This window comes from Lacibacter sp., from assembly GCF_057361365.1.
Genome location: NZ_JBMQSG010000012.1, coordinates 153,690 through 174,138 on the forward strand (window position 1 = coordinate 153,690; position 20,449 = coordinate 174,138).

The 20,449-nt window shown below is 39.2% G+C and carries 19 protein-coding genes; 12 read left to right on the forward strand and 7 right to left on the reverse strand.

Features of this window, described 5'->3' with window-relative positions; genetic code table 11:
- Nucleotides 1–68 precede the first annotated feature (68 nt).
- The 6 genes from ACO1QW_RS12995 to ACO1QW_RS13020 all read left to right on the forward strand — a co-directional run bounded on the left by ACO1QW_RS12995 (nt 69) and on the right by ACO1QW_RS13020 (nt 3,903).
- Nucleotides 69–629, forward strand: a complete 561-nt coding sequence (locus tag ACO1QW_RS12995) for an RNA polymerase sigma factor (protein ID WP_486259171.1) — start codon at nt 69–71, stop codon at nt 627–629.
- The gene (locus ACO1QW_RS13000) at nt 619–1,197 is read left to right on the forward strand and encodes a hypothetical protein (RefSeq protein ID WP_486259173.1); all 579 of its coding nucleotides are present in this window, start codon (nt 619–621) and stop codon (nt 1,195–1,197) included. Before ACO1QW_RS12995 ends, ACO1QW_RS13000 begins: the two co-directional genes overlap by 11 nt.
- A gap of 42 nt (nt 1,198–1,239) precedes the next feature.
- A complete protein-coding gene (locus ACO1QW_RS13005) occupies nt 1,240–2,253 on the forward strand; it encodes a DUF4097 family beta strand repeat-containing protein (protein ID WP_486259175.1) in 1,014 nt (337 codons plus the stop codon).
- Between the two features lie 251 nt (nt 2,254–2,504).
- A complete protein-coding gene (locus tag ACO1QW_RS13010; protein WP_486259176.1) occupies nt 2,505–3,059 on the forward strand; it encodes an RNA polymerase sigma factor in 555 nt (184 codons plus the stop codon).
- Between the two features lie 38 nt (nt 3,060–3,097).
- Complete coding sequence (locus tag ACO1QW_RS13015; protein ID WP_486259178.1) at nt 3,098–3,394, forward strand: hypothetical protein; 297 nt, start codon at nt 3,098–3,100, stop codon at nt 3,392–3,394.
- Nucleotides 3,395–3,402: 8 nt separating this feature from the next.
- Nucleotides 3,403–3,903 (forward strand): Spy/CpxP family protein refolding chaperone, encoded by a 501-nt coding sequence (locus ACO1QW_RS13020; RefSeq protein WP_486259180.1) that lies wholly within the window; start codon nt 3,403–3,405, stop codon nt 3,901–3,903.
- 85 nt (nt 3,904–3,988) lie between these two features.
- Here the strand turns inward: ACO1QW_RS13020 and rimO are convergent, their stop codons facing one another.
- Entirely contained in the window at nt 3,989–5,299 is a 1,311-nt protein-coding gene (gene rimO, locus ACO1QW_RS13025) for a 30S ribosomal protein S12 methylthiotransferase RimO (RefSeq protein ID WP_486259182.1), read from the reverse strand.
- Nucleotides 5,300–5,442: 143 nt separating this feature from the next.
- Between rimO and ACO1QW_RS13030 the strand changes: the two genes are divergently transcribed.
- From ACO1QW_RS13030 to ACO1QW_RS13040, 3 genes are all read left to right on the forward strand, one after another.
- Nucleotides 5,443–5,928, forward strand: coding sequence for a hypothetical protein (locus tag ACO1QW_RS13030; protein WP_486259183.1), 486 nt, complete (start codon nt 5,443–5,445; stop codon nt 5,926–5,928).
- Nucleotides 5,929–6,357: 429 nt separating this feature from the next.
- On the forward strand, nt 6,358–8,004 hold the full coding sequence (locus tag ACO1QW_RS13035; RefSeq protein ID WP_486259185.1) for a DNA polymerase/3'-5' exonuclease PolX: 1,647 nt from the start codon (nt 6,358–6,360) through the stop codon (nt 8,002–8,004).
- Nucleotides 8,005–8,330: 326 nt separating this feature from the next.
- Nucleotides 8,331–9,701, forward strand: coding sequence for a hypothetical protein (locus tag ACO1QW_RS13040; protein ID WP_486259187.1), 1,371 nt, complete (start codon nt 8,331–8,333; stop codon nt 9,699–9,701).
- 117 nt (nt 9,702–9,818) lie between these two features.
- On the opposite strand, the gene ACO1QW_RS13045 is transcribed toward ACO1QW_RS13040, so the two are convergent.
- Nucleotides 9,819–10,250 (reverse strand): VOC family protein, encoded by a 432-nt coding sequence (locus tag ACO1QW_RS13045; protein WP_486259189.1) that lies wholly within the window; start codon nt 10,248–10,250, stop codon nt 9,819–9,821.
- Between the two features lie 23 nt (nt 10,251–10,273).
- Here ACO1QW_RS13045 and ACO1QW_RS13050 point away from each other — a divergent pair, with 23 nt between their 5' ends.
- From ACO1QW_RS13050 to ACO1QW_RS13060, 3 genes are all read left to right on the forward strand, one after another.
- Nucleotides 10,274–11,521: an MFS transporter gene (locus tag ACO1QW_RS13050; RefSeq protein WP_486259190.1), complete on the forward strand. Its 1,248-nt coding sequence runs from the start codon at nt 10,274–10,276 to the stop codon at nt 11,519–11,521.
- Between the two features lie 116 nt (nt 11,522–11,637).
- Nucleotides 11,638–11,994: a hypothetical protein gene (locus ACO1QW_RS13055; protein WP_486259192.1), complete on the forward strand. Its 357-nt coding sequence runs from the start codon at nt 11,638–11,640 to the stop codon at nt 11,992–11,994.
- Nucleotide 11,995: 1 nt separating this feature from the next.
- Entirely contained in the window at nt 11,996–12,730 is a 735-nt protein-coding gene (locus tag ACO1QW_RS13060) for a DNA-formamidopyrimidine glycosylase family protein (protein ID WP_486259194.1), read from the forward strand.
- 7 nt (nt 12,731–12,737) lie between these two features.
- Here ACO1QW_RS13060 and ACO1QW_RS13065 read toward each other — a convergent pair whose 3' ends face one another.
- From ACO1QW_RS13065 to ACO1QW_RS13085, 5 genes are all read right to left on the reverse strand, one after another.
- Nucleotides 12,738–13,898, reverse strand: a complete 1,161-nt coding sequence (locus tag ACO1QW_RS13065) for a glycoside hydrolase family 88 protein (protein WP_486259196.1) — start codon at nt 13,896–13,898, stop codon at nt 12,738–12,740.
- Between the two features lie 17 nt (nt 13,899–13,915).
- Nucleotides 13,916–15,436, reverse strand: a complete 1,521-nt coding sequence (locus tag ACO1QW_RS13070) for a hypothetical protein (RefSeq protein ID WP_486259198.1) — start codon at nt 15,434–15,436, stop codon at nt 13,916–13,918.
- 1 nt (nt 15,437) lies between these two features.
- Nucleotides 15,438–17,951: a glycoside hydrolase family 2 TIM barrel-domain containing protein gene (locus tag ACO1QW_RS13075; RefSeq protein ID WP_486259200.1), complete on the reverse strand. Its 2,514-nt coding sequence runs from the start codon at nt 17,949–17,951 to the stop codon at nt 15,438–15,440.
- 116 nt (nt 17,952–18,067) lie between these two features.
- Entirely contained in the window at nt 18,068–19,813 is a 1,746-nt protein-coding gene (locus tag ACO1QW_RS13080; RefSeq protein WP_486259202.1) for a cellulase family glycosylhydrolase, read from the reverse strand.
- Nucleotides 19,814–19,938: 125 nt separating this feature from the next.
- Complete coding sequence (locus tag ACO1QW_RS13085; protein ID WP_486259204.1) at nt 19,939–20,448, reverse strand: hypothetical protein; 510 nt, start codon at nt 20,446–20,448, stop codon at nt 19,939–19,941.
- Nucleotide 20,449: the final 1 nt, after the last annotated feature.

Consider the following 20,449-nt stretch of genomic DNA (forward strand, 5'->3'; position numbering starts at 1 on the left):
AACAAAAAAATCTTATGAAGGTCATGCAACAAAATGCATGACCTTCATACTTTATTATAAATAAACCATTGAACCTGTCAACGATCATCCCTTCAGCAGACGTGTTGGTGCAGCAATGCCTCAACGGTGAAGCCTCGGCATACAGGGCCCTGTATGACCGATATGCAAAGGCCATGTACAATACAGCTCTGCGAATATTAAACAGAAGCGATGATGCGGAAGACATTTTGCAGGAAGCTTTCACCGATGCGTTTCAGCATTTGAGTTCTTTTGAAGGCAGGTCAACTTTTGGTGCATGGCTGCGGCAAATTGTGGTGTACAAAAGCATTGCACACCTCAAAAAAAACAAACTGCATTTGAATGGATTGGAAGCCGATGCAGAAAATATTGCCGATGAAACAGAAGTGGATGAAGATGAAGTTTGGTACACAGTTGACAGTATTAAACAAGCCATGCAAAAATTACCGGATGGCTACCGCACCGTGTTAACGCTTCATTTGATTGAAGGATTTGAGCAGGAAGAAGTGGCAGCAATGATGAAGGTGGCACATTCAACCGTACGTACACAGTACATGCGGGCAAAACAAAAACTATTACAGGTATTAAAACAGGAAGTATATGAGCAGTAACCTGGAAAAATTTGTGAACAGGAACCGTAGCGAGTTTGATACGGAACATCCGTCAGCCGACGTATGGAGAAAAATTGAAAAAACGCTTCCTGTCAAAAAGGAATCAAAAGTTTTTTCTCTGAGAGATATTTATAAGTTCTCTGCGGCTGCTGCAATACTGTGTATTGTTTTAACATCTGTTTACTTCCTGTACATCCGCCAGCAAAAAACTGAAACAGCACAGGTTGAAACCAAAACAAATAACCCTGAATTAAATGGTATTGCACCTGAATATATTGCAGAAGCAAAACAGGTATTCAATGCCATTGAAACAAGACAGGAACAATTAAAAGAAGCAACGGCAGACAATCCTCAACTGTATCAACAGTTTTTAGATGACCTGAAATTACTCGACAGTACTTACAACATGCTGCAAAAACAGGCGGCAGTAACTCCAAATAAAGATGTGATCATGAAAGCCATGCTTCAGAATCTGCAACTGCAGGCAGAACTGTTGTACCGCCAGTTAATGATCAGCAACGACATCAAAAAACAAACAAAACAAAACAATGCATTGCCAAATGGCTAAGTAGCATTCAGTACATCTCTACATCATTTAAAAAGTATGAATATGAATTTATCATTCAAAACCATTATTGGTATGGCCCTGCTGTTCATTACAGTTCAGGCAACAGCTCAACAAAAAGAAGACAAGACAGAGAAAAAGCGTTACGATCATTTCAAAGAAAGAAGCATTTCAAAAACTTATTCAGCTTCGGGTAACACATTGAATATTGATAACAGCTTTGGTAATGTAACGGTAACAACCTGGGATCGAAACGAAATTAAAGTAGACATCCACATTGAAGCAAGTTCTACCGACAAAGAACTGGCCGATAAAATGTTTGAGAACATTGATGTTACTGAAAGTAAAGATGGTAATGAAATAAAATTCAAAACCACCACCAACAAGAACAAGGGTAACAACAATAACAATTACAATTGTAAGAATTGTAAGAGCAGTATGAGCATTAACTATACTGTGCAGATACCATCAGGTAATACCTTAAAAATTGAAAATTCTTTTGGTGCCATCAAATTACCTGATTACAACGGAAGCGTTTCATTGAGTAGTAAGTTTGGATCATTAACAGCAGGCAATCTTCCCAAAACAGAAAAACTGGTGGTTGAATTTGGAAAAGCAACATTGAAGAATGTAAACAATGCCACATCTACATTCAAGTTTTCAACTGTGACTATTGAAAATCTTACAGGCAGCAACAAGATCAATATGGAATTTTGTAGCAGCAGCCGTATTAATATGGACAACGATCTTACTTCACTTACATTGAATGAATCATACAGCACAGTTAACCTTCGTCCTGCTTCAAATTTTTCTGCCACATATAATATCAAAACAAGTTTCGGTTCAGTCACTGATCGCAGCAACGCAAATATCAAACGTACTGATACCCCTGATAAATACGGCCCTGACTCAAACCGCAATTACGAAGGAAGATCAGGATCAGGTTCTTCAAAAATTGAAGTGAAATCAAGTTTTGGCCGCATTATTATTGGTGAAGCAACAGCTGAAGACCTGAAAGGAAAGACGAAAGAAAAAACGAAGAACAAAGAAGTTATTTAAAAGCTTTTTCTCATGTTGATTATACTTCCCTTTGATTCTTCAAGGGGAACTCTTTAACAACTGAAAGCAAACAGTTGTTTCGGTTTAAGTACAGCTAACCTTATCATCGCTCCCCTTTTGTTAGCGCAAAAGGGGATTTTTATTTTTGGTAATCATCTCATTAAATCAACCCTTCATTTCATCAAACCGCAGGTCATATTTTTTTATTCATTACAGTTTCCTTCTTATCTTGACCGCCACATTAACCCTTCATGCTCAGCTTTTCAGAAAACGAACATGCATTTAAAGACTTTATCACGCAACACCAGCAAAGGGTGTACAATACTGCGTTGAACCTGTTGCAGAATGTTGAGGATGCCGAGGAAATTACACAAGACGTTTTCATTGAAGCCTGGAACAAAGCCCACACGTTTAAAGGTGAGGCACAGGTGAGCACCTGGCTCTACCGTATTGCGGTGAATAAAAGTATCGACCTCCTGCGCAGCAAAAAGCGGAAAAAGCGCTTTGCCTTCCTCACCAATTTGTTTCATGAAAGCGGGGAACCCATCAGCGATGCAGGCGATTTTGTGCACCCGGGCGTGGTAACCGAAAACCGGGAAAAGGCAGCCATGCTTTACAAAGCCATCGATCAGTTGCCTGAAACCCAACGGGTTGCCTTTTTATTAAGTGAAACCGGGGGACTGAGTTATGCCGAAATCAGCGAAATTACGGGCAGTTCCGTATCTTCCATTGAGTCATTATTGTTCAGGGCACGTAAGAACCTGCGGGGGCTGCTGGCCGGTTACTATAAAAATTTACCTGAGTAGCAAGTTTTTTACATTATGAACGTCAAAATAGTACAGCAATGAAGAAAAATCAGGAACAATGGATCGATGAAGTAATGGGCAGCCTGCAGGGTATGCAACCCGCTGAAGGCAATCCTTACCTCCACACCCGTGTACTGGCCCGCCTTAAACAAACTCCGGCACGCCAGGCCGTTCAGGTGAAATGGGTATATGCTGTAGCTACTGTTTTCGTGCTGATGTTTATTTTAAATGTTGTGGGCTGGAATACGCTTAGTAGCGACGACCAGGATACAACAGATATTGAAACCGTGATCAACGAATACGATTTAGAAAACAACTTAACTTCTTTACCCTGAGCTTAGATATGAGTAAGATCAAATTTCTCACTACCCTTGTTGTTTTACTGTTACTACTAAATGCTGTTACGCTTTTTTTCCTGTTGGGAAAGAAAGATGGCAATAAGCATCGGCCTAATAATGGGGGTCGGCCTTCCTACTCCGAATTCATTAGTAAGAAGTTGAATTTTGATACCGTTCAACGTCAGGAATTAAAAGACTTGAGAACAAAACATAAACAGGAGCTGGAAGAGTTACGCAAAGAAGACAAACAGGTACAGGAAGTAAAAACGCAAATGTTAAAAGATGGAATTACTGATAGTGTAAGAATTGATTCCATCCTTACAGCTTCTGTCGTTGTAAAAAAGAAATTTGAACAAGCGTTTCATAATCATTTTATGCAATTGCGAGCCATCTGCAAACCCGAACAGATCACACTGTTCAATCAAATGCTTGATGAAATGAATAAACGACGCATGCCCAACTTTGGTGATAAAAAGACCCCGCCCAAAAAAGACGAAAAGAAATAATTGGTATCCTGACAATAAAAAAGTCCCGGTCAATTGACCGGGATTTTTTTTGAGCATTGCTTACTGTCTATTGCTTATTCATCAATCAGCTCACTACCTCTCCCTCCAGATCGTAATCAAATGCCTTCGTGATCTTTACATTTACAAACTCACCGATCTTTAATTTTTTATCGCTCTGAATGATTACTTCATTATCTACTTCCACCGAATCAAATTCAGTGCGACCAAGATAACGACCGGCTTCTTTCTTATCAACTATCGTTTTGAAAGTTTTGCCAACCTTCTCCTGGTTCAGTTCGTAAGAAATTTCCTGCTGCACACCCATGATCTCCTGTGCACGACGTTCTTTTTCTTCTGCAGGCACATCATCCACCAAATCAAAACCACTCGTACCTTCTTCATGACTGTAAGTGAAAATGCCCACACGATCGAAACGTTGTTTTTGTAGGAAGAGTTTTGTTTCTTCAATATCATCCAATGTTTCGCCGGGGAAACCAGCGATCAACGTAGTACGTAAGCAAAGACCGGGAACTTTTTCACGCACAGCCGCTATCAATTCTTCTGTTTCAGTTCTTGTAATTTGTCTGCGCATTGCCTTCAACATATTATCACTTGCATGTTGCAATGGCATATCAAGATAGTTGCAGATGTTTGGTCGCTCACGCATTACATCCAACACATCCAAAGGAAATTTATGCGGGTATGCATAATGCAAACGGATCCATTCCAAACCTTTTACATCTGCTAAACGATGCATCAGATCACCCAACATTCTTTTTTTATACAGATCCAAACCGTAGTAAGTTAACTCCTGTGCGATCAACATCACTTCCTTCACACCTTTCTTCACCAACCCTTCAGCTTCTTTTACCAGGTTATCCATGCTTTTGCTCACATGCTGACCACGCATTAACGGAATAGCACAAAATGCACAGGTGCGGTTGCAACCCTCACTTATCTTCAAGTAAGCATAATGCGATGGTGTGCTCAACAAACGTTCGCCCAACAACTCTGTTTTATAATCGGCTTCAAACTGTTTTAAGATCATGGGCAATTCCATGGTGCCGTAAAATGCATCCACTTCGGGTATCTCTGCTTCTAAATTATTTTTATATCGTTCGCTCAGACAACCTGTCACAATAACTTTGTCAAGTTTTCCACGGCGTTTTAGTTCCACCTGGTCTAAAATAGTATTGATGCTTTCTTCTTTAGCTTTATCAATAAAGCCACATGTATTTACAATAACAATGTTGTGATCTTTTTTACCACTCTCATGCACCACATCAATTTCGTTGGCCAATAACTGGCCGCTCAATACTTCACTATCCACCATGTTCTTACTGCAACCCAGTGTAATAATATTGACCTTGTCTTTTTTTAAAGTCTTACTTTTCATGTAATCTAATACTGGTATGGATTTGTCCGATTTTACCAGCGTGCAAAGGTAACAGATTCGGGTTGAACGGAAGCCATTTGTGAGGGTTTGTTAAAGTTTGGCATCATTTTTTCAATGGGGCTGGTACATCTAAAACTCACATTATGAAGAGACTTATTATCGCCGCCATTGTGCTTACAGCATTTGCACAAGGCGCATCAGCCCAGGCAAAAGGAAGCAGTTACAAAACAGCATTAGGTGTTAAATTCTATCCCGGTGCAGGTATCACCCTCAAACATTTCGTAAAAAGCAATGCAGCTCTTGAAGGACTCGCCTACTTCTGGAGAGACGGTGTTCGTATAACTGGTTTATACGAATTTCATGGCAACTTCAGTGGCGCACCCGGTTTAAAATGGTATGTTGGCCCCGGTGCACACGTTGGTTTCTGGAACGACCGTTACTGGAGAAGAGAATATCCAGGTTACAGGGGCAGCGCTGTTGCAGGTATCGATGGTGTATTAGGATTGGATTATAAATTTAATGGCGCACCTATTAATATGTCTATCGATTGGCAACCTTCGTATGAATTTGGCGATTATGGCGGTTTTTACGGAAACTGGGGTGGAATTGCGATACGTTATACCTTTTAAACAGGACAATCCTTTGATTACGATAAAGGGATACCCTTAAACTTATAAACTAAGTTTGAGGGTATCTTTTTTATACTGCAACTCATTTACTTTTACTTCATCAGCAAGGGCTGAATACCCTATAAGAGAACTATTTTAAATCCAATCCTTGAAAAGAAACCAGTAATCCGGTATCGTATGAAAAACAACGGATAAAGAACATCCGCCAATGTCCCTTGAGAAACTTCCGCAACCGGAAGTTTTTCCTTTTTATAGCTTACCACTTCGTTTTTTATCCAATTCAACAACGCTTTACGAAAAGTATTTTCTTTGTACAAATAACTTCCTTTTCATGTGTTCATTTTTATTTTTTTGGGCCCGATAGGATAAACGATTAAAATTATTATCGCTGTTGGTATAAATTAGCTCAATAATTTTTATGTTTATTTCATGCCCGATAATTACCAGATCGCCGAACTGTTTTCCCTGCTGAGCAAGCTCATGGATATTCATGGCGAAGACAGTTTTAAAGCAAAGACCTACGCCGCTGCAGCATTTAATATTGAAAAGCTGCCGGTGCAACTGGCCGAAGTAGACCCGGCAAAAATTTCCACATACAAAGGCATTGGTGCCAGTACATCAAAAAAAATTGTTGAAATACTGCAAACTGGTGAACTGAAAGCGCTCACCGAAATTGTTGCAAAAACGCCTCCGGGTGTTATTGAAATGCTGGCTATTAAAGGGATTGGACCAAAGAAAATTTCTACTATCTGGAAGGAAATGGAAATTGAAAGCATTGGTGAATTGTTATATGCCTGTGAAGAAAACCGCTTGTTGTTGTTTAAGGGCTTTGGTGAAAAAACACAGGCCAATGTAAAAGAGTCCATCGAGTTTTTCCTGAAGCATAAAGACATTCATTTGTATGCCGATGTGGAAGCTTATGCCATGGCCGTTGATAAAAACCTGCGTGAGCATTTTAAAGACTACCGGTTTGAACTAACGGGCGAGTTCAGACGACAAATGGAAATAATTCACCAGCTCGAATGGGTCACCACTACTCCACTTGCTGCATTAGCCCCAATCTTTATCAACAATAACTTTGAAGTAAAAGAACAAACCGATTCTTTCTTATCAGTAAAAGGGCCGGAGAATATTGTGCTGCAGTTTCATATTGCAACGCCTGCAAATTTTGGAACCGTGTTATTTCAAACATCAGCTGCTGAAAACTTTTTACAAGGCTGGGGAACTTTATCCACCGTTCCCGAAGAGCAAATGCTGTTTGAAGAAAAAGGCGTTGCTTTTATTCCGTTTTGCCTGCGTGAAGAGTGGAGCTCAGCCGCTGTTCCGGATCTTATTCAACCATCTTCTATTAAAGGCATTATCCATAGCCATAGTAACTGGAGCGATGGAGGCGAAACCATTGAAACGATGGCACGCCATGCACAGGAAAAAGGTTTTGAATACCTGGTGATCAGCGATCATAGTAAAAGTGCCGGTTATGCAAACGGTTTGAGCGTTGAACGTATTGAAGCGCAGCATAAGTATATTGATGAGCTGAACAATAAGCTGAACGGCTTCCGCATTTTTAAAAGTATTGAAGCTGATATTTTAGGCGATGGCTCGTTGGATTATGATGATGATACACTCGCTACATTCGATTTGGTAATTGCATCTGTTCACAGCAATTTAAAAATGAACGAAGAGAAAGCGATGATGCGTGTGATGAATGCCATTGAAAATCCATACACTACTATTCTTGGTCATATGACAGGACGATTACTTTTGAGCCGTGCGGGTTACCCACTCGATCATAAAAAAATTATTGATGCCTGTGTTACCAACAGTGTGGTGATAGAACTGAATGCACACCCACGTCGTTTGGATATTGACTGGCGCTGGATACCTTATGCTTTAGAAAAAGGTGCGCTGCTTTCCATTGACCCCGATGCGCATGAACTAAGCGGCTACAACGATGTGAAATATGGAACACTGGCTGCCCAAAAAGGCGGACTAACGGCCAGCCGTAACCTCAGCAGTTTTTCTTTACGTGAGTTTGAAGAATATATAATGGATGTGAGGATGGAGAAAGGGATATGATTGGCCTAACTGTCAAATGAAATGATAAAACATATAGGCTTTCTTTTGACCGATATTGTAATTATTTCAATTGCAGGAATAATTTGCTTTAAGAAGTTTAAGAATTTCAGGAAGTCGATCTATTGGTTGCTGTTTCCAAATATTTTCTCAGTCTGGCAAAGAAAACTTCGTGAAGAGGATTTCACTAATACATTTCGTTTTGAACTATTTATACTTCTTATTTGTGTTTTAATAGCAATCAATTTTCTTGTCTTTAAGTATATTCTCTAAAATATGTAATCAATATTTCATCACATCCCCTCTCCAGATCACCAAAAACAATTGCCATGGAAAATTTATCTGCTGAAACTTTATCGTGGAATAGTTATCAAAAGATAGGCTTTCGTTTTGCCTTCATTTTTTTCATCCTGTTTATTGTTTTACTGGACTGGTCTGTGAATCCTGTTTTATCCTATTTCTATTTCGAGGCAGGTCTGGCAGAATTTTTAGATAGCATCATTAACCGGACAGGCAAGAATCTGTTCCATATTCAGTACACGATCATTTCCCCTTATGACGGACAACATAACGACAGAACCTACATCTATCTGCTTTATTTCGTAATGATCATGGTAGCACTTTTGGGAACCATTACCTGGACAGTATTGGACCGGAAACGTACCAACTATGATTCACTTTATTATTGGCTCACTACCATTATACGTTATTACCTCGCATTTACATTATTTCTTTTTGCATTGGAAAAATTTTTTAAACTACAATTTCCAGACCTGGGCCTTTATCTGTTAACAGAGCCTGTAGGAAATCTGTCGCCCATGAATTTGGCCTGGGCTCTCTTTGGTTATTCGTATGGCTACAACATTTTTATGGGTATCGCCGAAAGTGCTGCCTTGCTCCTGTTATTCCGCAGAACAATGACCTTTGGAGCCCTCCTCACCTTGTTTACGCTTGCCAATGTGATGGCGGTCAATTACAATTATAATGTGCATGCGAAGATGTATCCAACGGCATTATGTGTAATGACCTTGTTCCTGTTGATTCCCCAGTTGAAAAGTTTGTTCCGGTTTTTCTTTACCAATGAGGCAACATCGCTTTCTGTTATAAAAGCACCAGTATTTAAAAAGCCGTGGATCACTATCTCAAAATTAGTATTGAAAATGCTGTTGATAGTTTACTTCCTGGTGTTTATGGTTAAGGACTACGTGGGTTATAAACAAAGAAGTTTTGCAAGAGAAACAAACAAAATCAAATCGGGGATAACCGGAGTGTACGATGTACACACATTTGTGATGAACAAGGATACTTTATCAACTGAAAACTCATTACGGTGGAACCAGCTCATAATAGGAGGTGCACGGGAGCGGATTCGGCTGAAAGCAGACAGTATTGCTTACATGGAAGTATCAGTTGATAAGAAAGAAATGTTCGTGTATGGAGACAGAAACCAATTAGCCCTAAAAGATCAGGAAATTTGCAATGAGTTGGGTTTTAGGGAAACAATGAATGTGGATATGGATTCCATTTTCGTAGCACGACAAATAAAAAGCCGGTTTCAGTTCGGGTTTATCGATTCCGCTACACTTTGGTTAAAAGGGAAAATTAAAAACGATTCGGTTTTCATTACCGCCAAAAAACAAACGGTTAAACCCGAAAACTTCAGATTAATGAAGAATGGTTTTCAATGGATAACGGAATAATGATAGCAGCAGAAGACATAGTTGAAAAAATGTGCGCTATACCAATTGACACGGACAAAGGACTTTATAAGACAGCATTTTCTTTTATGCAAATAAAAATACGTAGTCAATATTTCATCACATCCCCTTCTCCATCAACAGCACATTAAATTTATGCCCGTCCGGATCGGCGAAGGCAAAACCATAATAATTATTTTCATCACGCCCTGCTTCATTAAAAACAGTTCCGCCCGCCTTCTTCACCATTTCTTCCCACTGTTTTACTTCTTCTTCCGTTTCTGCAGAAAGCGTGAAAATAATTTCACTTGCATTGCTACCTGCTGTTAGGTATTCATCGATCTGTGAACCCTGTTCAAAAAAATGAATTACAAAATCATTATCACCAAAAAGGAAGCTGGCCAGCTTGGGATAATTGTTAGTGTTGTTGGGTGTAAAACCCAATTGAGTATAAAAAGCACGTGTGCGTTCTGCATCTTTCACACTGTAATTGGCCCATATTTTTTTCGCTTTCATATCGCCCAGTTTTAAATTGAATTTTACTGTAACCATGCCAACATGTTTTTTATAACTTCATGCAAGCAGCCGGTATTGCAGGTATAAGTTATAACACATCCGGCTATAAACACAGTATTTTGAAATACATTACACGCACGGTCTGGATTTTATCGCTGGTAAGTTTGTTTACAGATATGGCCAGTGAAATGCTGTATCCCATCATGCCCATTTATTTAAAGTCGATTGGATTTTCAATAGTGCTCATTGGCATTTTGGAAGGTGTGGCAGAAGCAACCGCCGGATTAAGCAAAGGTTATTTTGGAAAACGCTCCGATCTTTCAGGCAAGCGTGTTCCGTTTGTGCAATTGGGTTATGCATTCAGTGCTATTTCAAAACCAATGATGGCGATCTTCACATTTCCACTCTGGATATTTTTTGCACGTACCATCGATCGCTTTGGTAAAGGCATACGCACCGGTGCCAGGGATGCTATTCTTTCCGATGAAGCAACGACAGCTACAAAAGGGAAAGTGTTTGGCTTTCATCGTTCAATGGATACTTTAGGCGCAGTGATTGGTCCGGCATTGGCGTTGCTGTATTTGTATTTCTATCCGCAAAATTATAAAACACTTTTTTTAATTGCATTTATTCCAGGCGTTACTGCAGTATTGGCATCTTTCTATCTTAAAGAAAAAAATCTGAGTGAGCCTAAAGCATTTGTAAAAACAGGTTTTTTCTCCTTTTTAAAATACTGGAAACAAAGTCCGTCTGCTTACAGGAAACTGGTGACGGGACTTTTAGTTTTCACTTTATTCAACAGCTCAGATGTTTTTCTTTTACTACAGGCAAAACAGGCAGGGCTTAATGATACAATGGTTATTGGCATTTATATTTTCTACAATCTTGTGTATGCATTAGCTGCTTTTCCAGCAGGGATGCTGGCGGACAGGGTTGGATTGAAAACCATTTTCATTAGCGGCTTAACTTTGTTTGCAGCAGTTTATTTTGGAATGGCCCTGAATACAAATCTCTATTTCTTCGTTTTTCTTTTTTTCCTTTATGGAATTTATGCTGCTGCAACGGAGGGCATTTCAAAAGCCTGGATCTCCAACATCACAGATAAAAAAGATACGGCAACAGCTATTGGAACATTCTCCGGTCTTCAAAGTATTTGCAGTATGCTGGCCAGCTCACTTACGGGATTGATCTGGTTTCAGTTCGGGGCCGCAGCAGCGTTTGTATCAACAGCCATTGCTACAATACTTGTTATCGTTTACATTTTTACTCTTCCTGATCCAGTACCTATAGGAAGTAAAATGAAATGACGACAAAGAGAATTATGTAATCCGCTCAAATAATTGTGTAACATTCTTTCTGAAAGTAAACTGCAACTTAGAGTAACTATTTATTGAACCATTTTGGTAAAAGTAAACGAGTTGTCATGTATACCGCAAAAATAATCAGGCACCGGCACAAGTATCATCATTATTTAAATGACGATTTAAAATCAGTTAAAGAAGAAACTCATTTTAAGATTGTATTCTCACACCCCGAGGAACTGGTTCATTTTGAAGATTGGTGTAAAGAGAACAAAGGCGAATATATCTATGACAAAGATAACAGCTGCCAAAAAGGAACTTTCCCCCAATTAAAAATATTCCTCGAGGAAATATGCTGGTGCGATATCATGACCTATTACCTGCTCCATGTGGCAAACTATAAATATCATTCTTCTATTCATCCCTACAAAGGAGAAGTATATACAAGAAAACACGCCTTAAAAACAATAACGACCTAGCATGCCCGAAGGACCTTCGATAGTTTTAGCAAAAGAAACAGTTGCACAATTTGCGGGCAAAAAGGTTATTGCTGTAAGCGGCAACAGCAAAATTGATCAGGACATTCTTCTGAATAAAAAAGTAACTGCATTTAAGAGCTGGGGCAAGCACTTCCTCATTTGCTTCAGAGGCTTCACACTGAGGGTACATTTTTTAATGTTCGGCAGTTATACCGTAAATGAAAAGAAACCAAACAGGGCCATTCGTCTGAATCTTACCTTTAAAAACGGAGAAATAAATCTTTACACCTGTTCCATAAAATATCTCGAAGGCAATATCAACGATCATTACGACTGGAGTGCCGATGTTATGAATGAACATTGGGATAAGAAGAAAGCAAAAGCGAAATTAAAAGATATTCCCGGCACACTTATTTGCGATGCACTTTTAGAACAGGACATTTTTTCGGGAGTAGGCAACATTATCAAGAATGAAATATTATATCGTGTACGTATTCACCCCGAATCGTTAACAGGTAAAATACCTGCGGCCAAACTAAACAAGCTGGTTGATGAAACACGCATTTACAGTTTCCAGTTCCTGGAATGGAAAAGAAACTATGAGTTAAAACAACACTGGCTTGCACACACAAAGAAAACATGCGTACGGTGTAACCTTCCTATTACCAAAAAAAATACAGGAGTAAAAAAAAGAAGAAGCTTTAGCTGTGCTAATTGCCAGGTTTTGTATAATTAAACAGCTTTCATTTACTTACTCTTCTTAATAAGGCTTCCAAAAAATAATAATCGGCATAGATCAGGGGCACATCCACTTCACCATTAAAAGGTTTATTGCCGGTGCTATGTAATAAAATATATCCTTTCGCCGAACCCAATGGTGCACGGTATTTTTGTACCAGGCTCTTCACGATCTTATCAGCAAATGATTTGTATTGTTTTTTATTGGCTGAATAATTTTTCAACTCATACAAAGCAGACGCAATGATTGCTGCTGCTGATGCATCTCTTGGCTCACTGTTTAAATTGGGCACATTAAAATCCCACACTGGAATTTTATCGGCAGGTAACGCCGGATGATTCATTAAATAAGCAGCAACCAGTTCAGCTTGTTTTAAATAAGCAGGATTTTTGGTTTCACGATAGCACATGGTGTAACCATACAATGCCCATGCCTGTCCCCTCGCCCATGCTGATGCATCGGCATAACCCTGGTGCGTGCTGCCGCCTATTACTTTACCTGTGATTGTATCGTAGTCTATTACATGAAATGAACTGTGATCATTTCGAAAATGATTTTTCAACGTTGTGTTGGCATGCGATACGGCAACTTTATAATAAGTTGAATCGCCACTTAGTCTGGTAGCTGCAAACAACAGTTCAAGATTCATCATGTTGTCAATGATCACGGGGTATTGCCATTTACCAAAATCCCAGGAACGAATGCAACCAACTGTTGTATTAAATCTTGTAACCAATGTTGCAGCTCCCTGAATAATCTGTTTCTTGTATTCTTCATTTTGTGTGAGACGGTAGCCATTACCATAACTGTTGTACACTTTAAAACCAACATCATGCGAGTTGCGGTTTTTTGGTTCACGTTCCATCAAAGCGGTAAACTCTTCAGCTCTTGTGATCCATTCCGGTTTATTCGTGTATTCATACATGAACCATAACATGCCGGGAAAGAAACCGCTGGTCCAATCGTTTGATACCACGAGGTGAATTGAATCATGTTGCAATGTTCTGGGGAAAATGCGTTTATCTTTTCTGTTTGCAACAGCCTCCTTATACATGAGTGAAAGCTGTTTCTCAGCTTCTTCAAAAACCTTATTCGTGCTCTGTGCAATACCTATCTCAGAAAATAATAATCCGATGCATAGTGCAATGATCAATTTATACTTCATAACTGTTTGTGTAAATTTTATTTGGTTGCAGCTTTTAATTGCGCCATGTATAAAGAAGCCGGTGTTAATCCGGGTTTGTTTTGCCCTTCCCATTCGGCATCAGGCCGTCCGTTCAATCGGCCTTGATATTTATTCCCCTTCAACCCAATTACATAATTCATTGCTGATACCCACGGATTTTGAATGGCTGCTTTCCCTACAGTGCAATTCCACGCCACCATGTTTGCACCAGCCCATCCATGACCGGTGCCCCAGTTACCACGATCCTGAATATTCAATTCTCCATCGGTAATAATATTATCAAACAATGTACCTGTTGCCCAGCGATGATGCGGACCAATATCTGCTTTTGCATTTTCTGATCTGCAGGAATAAAATACATTCGGTCCGCAAACTCTTGCTCCATTCACATAATCATGACGACCTTCTGAAGCAAAACAATGCATAAATAAATTCAACTGTCCATCATTATTAAACGAATAACGACGACTACCAGTGATTTTTGATTTTGGCTGAAGGTATTTGCAGTAACTCACTGTAATGTTTCTTGCCTGGTAGCCAAGATTTACACATGAATAACCAAAATGTGTGGCAGTAACATTTGTTACCCAACCGTTCTCGATCCTGTTCATAAATACTGCATCCCATCCATGATCTTCATCTTCATCACTTGCATATTCCGATTCGCATAAAAGATCTTCAACACCCACATTATTGATACGACCATTAAAGCTGTATTGATAAATTTCACCACCTCCATATTGTTCTTCTATCGCCATTACCACCGGGTTGTCAATAAATATTTTGTTTCCGTCGATTTTTGTGATCACTCTTTCATAATGCAAACCATACTCTGCAGGATCCCATTGTCGTGAAGTACTATCTCTCACTACTATCTCATGCATCTTAATATCTTCGATCCATTTTTTTGTTGCAGGACGATATAAAACAATACTATCTCCAATTTTTAATCCCTTAGTACTTGCTACAGGGAATGACTTTGCACCAACAGGCACGTATGCATCTGTGATCTTGCGTCTTGTACCGCCGATTTCCTTTAACTCACTAACTCCACCGATAACGATCAGTTTTCGTTGACCTTTACCTGTTGCAACGAGTTTTGTTTCATCCCCTTCACCACGCAATACAATACCGCTTGTTTTGATACGGATCGTACCCGGAATTTTATACACCCCTTTCTTCAGAAGTATAGCGCCACGAAAACCGTTGGTATTTAGTTTCATCTTAGCAACTTCATCTATCGCCGATTGAATTGTTTGTTCATCGTTCTCTGCACTTGCTTCAATTGTTTTTACAATGGGAACTATTGGTAAGGCCTTACGGTTTTGTTTGTATCCCACACCGCTGAAATCAGGAAGGCTGTTACCCAAATTATCTTTAGCATAAACGATGCTGCCATCTTTTTTTACCTGCACATATTTTGAACTCCACGATTCCTGTGCAGTAACCTGCATGAAACCGAGCAACAGCAGCGCAATAATGCATCTATACATTTTGTTATGGCGTATACGCAACATTTTATTTGTTTAGCTTCTTTACCTGTAATGCATTCAATACAGGTTCACCTTCAACAGGTTTAAAATCGATCTCGATGCCTGTGTTAGGAGCAACAGTCAGTTTTACTTTCTTGCTTACCGCTGTTGCAGAACCATACTGAGATGCAATATCAAAGTTATCGAGTAGTAAACTTCCATTTACATAAACATTAAAGATCCTTTTTCCATTCGGCTCGATACGTTCAGGATCGGAAAGATTATAGGGAAGCTCTTTCACTTGTCCGCCTAACAATTCCGCAAAATGTAATGTAAGTTCATATTCACCAGCAGGAACATCAAATCTGTATTTTTTTATACCGATCTTTTGGGTTTGGTAAACAGGGTCGTTTTCCGATCCTGCAATATTCTTATCAGTACCATAAGGCAAACGGTTGCTGTTTGGAATCTTGAATGTTCTACCACCAACGGATCCCCAACCACCTTCATAGTATTGCTGATCGGGTATCCATTGCTGTTTTTCATCGTCAGTGAAATATCGATTGGCACCGAGCAATACGTTGAGTTGTTCAAACTTTAGTTGTTGCGTAAAGTGATGAGGTTGCATCGCAAATGAAACGATCATTTTATCATGATAGAATTTACCTTCCCTTTCTGCTTTTACTTCAATTACATTTGTTCCATTCTTATAAGGCAGTTGCCATTCACTCAATCCATCAACGGTTTGCTTTTTGCCCATGGAGATTCCGTTCATTGTGAGCATTACATTCTGCATGTTAGTGGCCACCTGAATGTTTTTCATGCAAACAAGTCTATTACTGTCTGCAATACCAACAGCTGTTGATGAACCCAATATTTTTATATAAGGCTTTTGCAATAATACTGCCTGGTAAAAATGATAAGGATCTTTTGCAGTGCGGTCCCATTCCAATAATCCTTTGTTATTGATATGCGGCATTGATTCTGTTCTTGTTTCCGAATTGAAATCAGCAAGATTCCAGATCATTGCAGCTGCAACAAAAGGACGCTTCATCATTTCCGTATAATAATACTGGTGAAGTTTTGTTGTGTACTCAATGCTCTTATCAAAACGAACAGGTGCTGTACTCCTGATGCGTGGGTCAGCATCTGCCCCATATTCAGAAACGACAATTGGAGTTGAAGGATGTCGTTTATGAAATGTATCAAGAAAAGCAGGAAAGTCGGTCATGTTAGGCCCGTACCAACCTGAATAAAGATTCCAGCCAACGATCATAGCAATATTGTTCAATCCTGTTTCATTGTAGCGTTTGTAATCGCCATGATGAGCGATCATGGTGTAACGATAAGGATCTTCTTTACGTGTTACACTATCCAATGCCTTGGCAAGGTTTGTAACAGCGGCAAAATAGACGACTTGTTTTCCCTTATCATTATTGTAATGAGGCCGCAGCAACACTTCATTCATATAACACCAGATGATCACACTCGGATGATTATAATGCTGCCTGATCATTTCCGATTGCATGGCCAAACAGTTTTGATAGAACTGTTCTGTTTCTGTTATTTCATTTACAACCGGTATTTCAACCGATGTTAAAATACCAAGACTATCGCATGCGTTCAACACTGATGGATCTTGCGGATAGTGTGCCACTCTTAAAAAATTGCCACCCATTTGCTTCAACAACAAAATATCTTTTAGTGCAAGATCGTCAGTTACTGCATTGCCAAAGCCCATCCGGTCCTGGTGACGACTGGTGCCCACCAATTTATACGACTTACCATTCAGGAAAAATCCTTTTGCTGCATCGAAATGAAACCAGCGAAAGCCAACTGAATTTGTAACCACATCTAATAACTTACCAGTTGCTGCATCTTTTATTTCCGAAGTGACTTTGTATAAGTACGGCAATTCAGGAGACCACAGTTGTGGATTTTTTATGGCAATAGTTGGTTGGCGAAATGAAACTTCAGCACCAGCATCTAAAACTAACTGTTGCGAAATTGATCCGACAACAATGCCGTTTTTACTTTTAACAACAGTATTAATTTTTACTTTTTTTGAACTGATCTCTTTGTTACTTATAACTGTCTTCACTTCAACGGTTGCCGTTTTAGCATCAACTGAAGGTGTGGTGATGTATTGACCATTATCGTTCGCCGAAAAATGAATTGGATCAACCATCTTTAACCATACATCACGATAAATGCCACCATAAAAAGTGAAATCAGCCGAGAGTGGTGGAATGTCCTGGTTAAAACTGTTATCAACTTTTACCAACAGATCATTTTCTTTTTCGAAGTTCAGTAATGGAGTTATGTCGATAGTGAAAGCAGTATAGCCTCCTGTGTGTTCACCGGCTTTTTTACCGTTAATAAATACTTCCGTAAATTGATTCGCCCCCTCAAATAAAATGTAAAACTGCTTGCCTCTGAATTTTTTATTTATGTTGAGTTTACGTTTATATAAACCGATTCCCCTGTAATAACCTGGCACATCATCCATTACATCGTCAGTATTCCATGTGTGTGGAAGACGAATTGCCTCCCACTTCATTGTCGAGGTTTTGTTTTCTTTACTGAACAACCAATCATTGTTGATGTTTGTAACGGAAGCCGGTTGTGCATATAAAAAACCTGTCAGCAAAAGGCTATATAGGGAAAGGATGAATTTCAAAACTTTTTATTTCGTTTTAGTGAATTGAAGAGCAGATAAATTAAAGCCCCATTTACAGCCAGCACTCGAAAAACGGTTGTGCCTTTTTTTAATGATACGATTGACGATGCTGACTCTTTAAAATTCAGCATGTCTCCGCTTGAAGAAAGTTCTAATTCTTTAATAATGGTTTGTTGATCCTGTTGAAGGGAAAGAACACAGCTGTTCTTGTCTGTTGCTGTAAGAAATGAAACCTTGTACTTACCTCCTTGACTAACTGTAACTGTGTACTGCAGCCACTCCCCTTTTTCAATGTCGGTTATATAAGCGACGTCTTTACTGATGCGTATATCAACTCCATCATTTCGATATACATGACCTTTATTACCGTCTGTATTTACTCCCGGTGTGTATTGGTAACGTGCCGAGTCTTTATCATAATAAGCATAACGCTGCCGACCAAGATCAAAATCAACAGCATTTATTGTTGTGTTGCCTTCAATAACGTGTTTCTTAAAAGGCTTTGTCGAAGTTGTTTGCACCTGGCGGATCATTGCATCCACCACATCAGCATGATAAATATTGTTTTCAAATTTTACATTTTGCAATAACTGTTGCAATATTTTCCATGCTGCTTCTTTCGTTGGCTTTGGTCCTTTGCCCGACCAGTAGTTTAATAATTCGTCATAACCAGCAGGTCGTTTTATTTCCAATGGATTATTGATACCCATTTTCTTTCCCTGCCACCAAGCCCAGCCTATGCCATGTTTTTCTACCAAACCAATTGCTCCAGTAAACCAGGTGTTTGAATTTTCACCGGACTCGCCTAACCACAACGGCATATTGTATTGATCTCTTAGTGCTAAAAAATTTTTAATTGACTCATCGTTATTGAAATTTCCATACTTGTGAAAACTCAAAACCATATTATCATCCCATGCAGGCAATATTCCACGATAGTTATTGCCAAAACCATTTCCTTCGATGATGATGATATGTTTTTTATCTACTTCACGAATTGCTTTTGTAATGGCAATCATCAATTCTCTTAAGGGCTCGTTCTTTTTTTCCGCAGTACCACGAAAATCATTTTTCGGATCTTCAAATCCCCAGTTGGGTTCATTGATAATATCGTACCCACCTATCCATGGCTCGTTTGCATAACGCTGAGCCAATTTTTTCCAAAGCGCAATAGTCTTGTCTTTGTTGGCTTCACTTTCCCATAAAGAAGGTTTGGTTGGATCTCTGTCCGATATAGGAAGATCATTACCTTGTCCGCCGGGTGCTGCATGTAAATCAAGAATGAGATACATTTTATTTGCCTTGCACCAGTTCAATAAACTATCAGTAAGAGCAAATCCTTTTTCGATCCAAGTATGCTGCCCTTTCACCGGTTCTTCTTCAACAGGTAGTGTATACAGCTTGTAATGCATGGGCAGACGAATCGAATTAAAACCCCAGGCAGCTAGTGCATCGATATCTTTTCTAGTTGTATGATGCAGTAACCATTCTTCATAGAATTGTTTTGTCTTCTCCTCACCCACTACATCTTTGATTTTTTCTTTAATACGGTACTGCTGACCAAGAAACGATAGACGAAACATATATCCTTCCTGCAACAACCAGCCACCAAGTCCCATTCCACGCAGAATGATCCTTTCGTCTTTTTCATTCACAATTGCAGTTGTTTTTGTTTTTAAAAACTGTGCATTGCTGTTGAAGATCGGACCAATAAAAAGTAGGAATAGAATAACTCTGTACATGCTGCTTATTTAGCAAAAGGTAATGCTGTATTTCTTCATTATGAAAAGGAAGTTTCCGGTATTACCCTTCAACTTCTCTTTTCAATAATGAAGGTTCTTGCTATATGAAAAACGACTGCTGACGCTTAGTTGATCGTAATGGGTCTTCTGAAAGCTGTTGAAAAAATATCAACATAAAACTGTGACGTTTTATTTTCCAGCATTTGTATCTCCAACTTTCTTGCACCCGCAACAGAACTATTGAGCAATTTGATATAGATCGTATCCATTGCCTGTTTTGCCTGTGTAAATACCATGCTGTAGGTAGTATCAGCTGATGGAATCACTACTCCGTTTTTATCTACGATATCAAAATCCTGTCCACGAACTGCAGGTGTTGAAATACCTCCTGTCACCACTGCATACTTCGCCACAGCATCATAATTCCTGGTAAAGCTTGAATAAAACTGCACAGGAAATTTCAACAAAGCAGTTTGAGATCTTGCCACGGTTACAGCTGTATTATTGTTAGGAACAAAAATGGCATAGTAGTGATGTTCATATTCCGATAATCCCATTGGGTAATCTCTCTTTTCGCAGGAAGTAATGGCAACCATTCCGGTAACTGCAATAAGTATATAAATAACTTGTTTCATT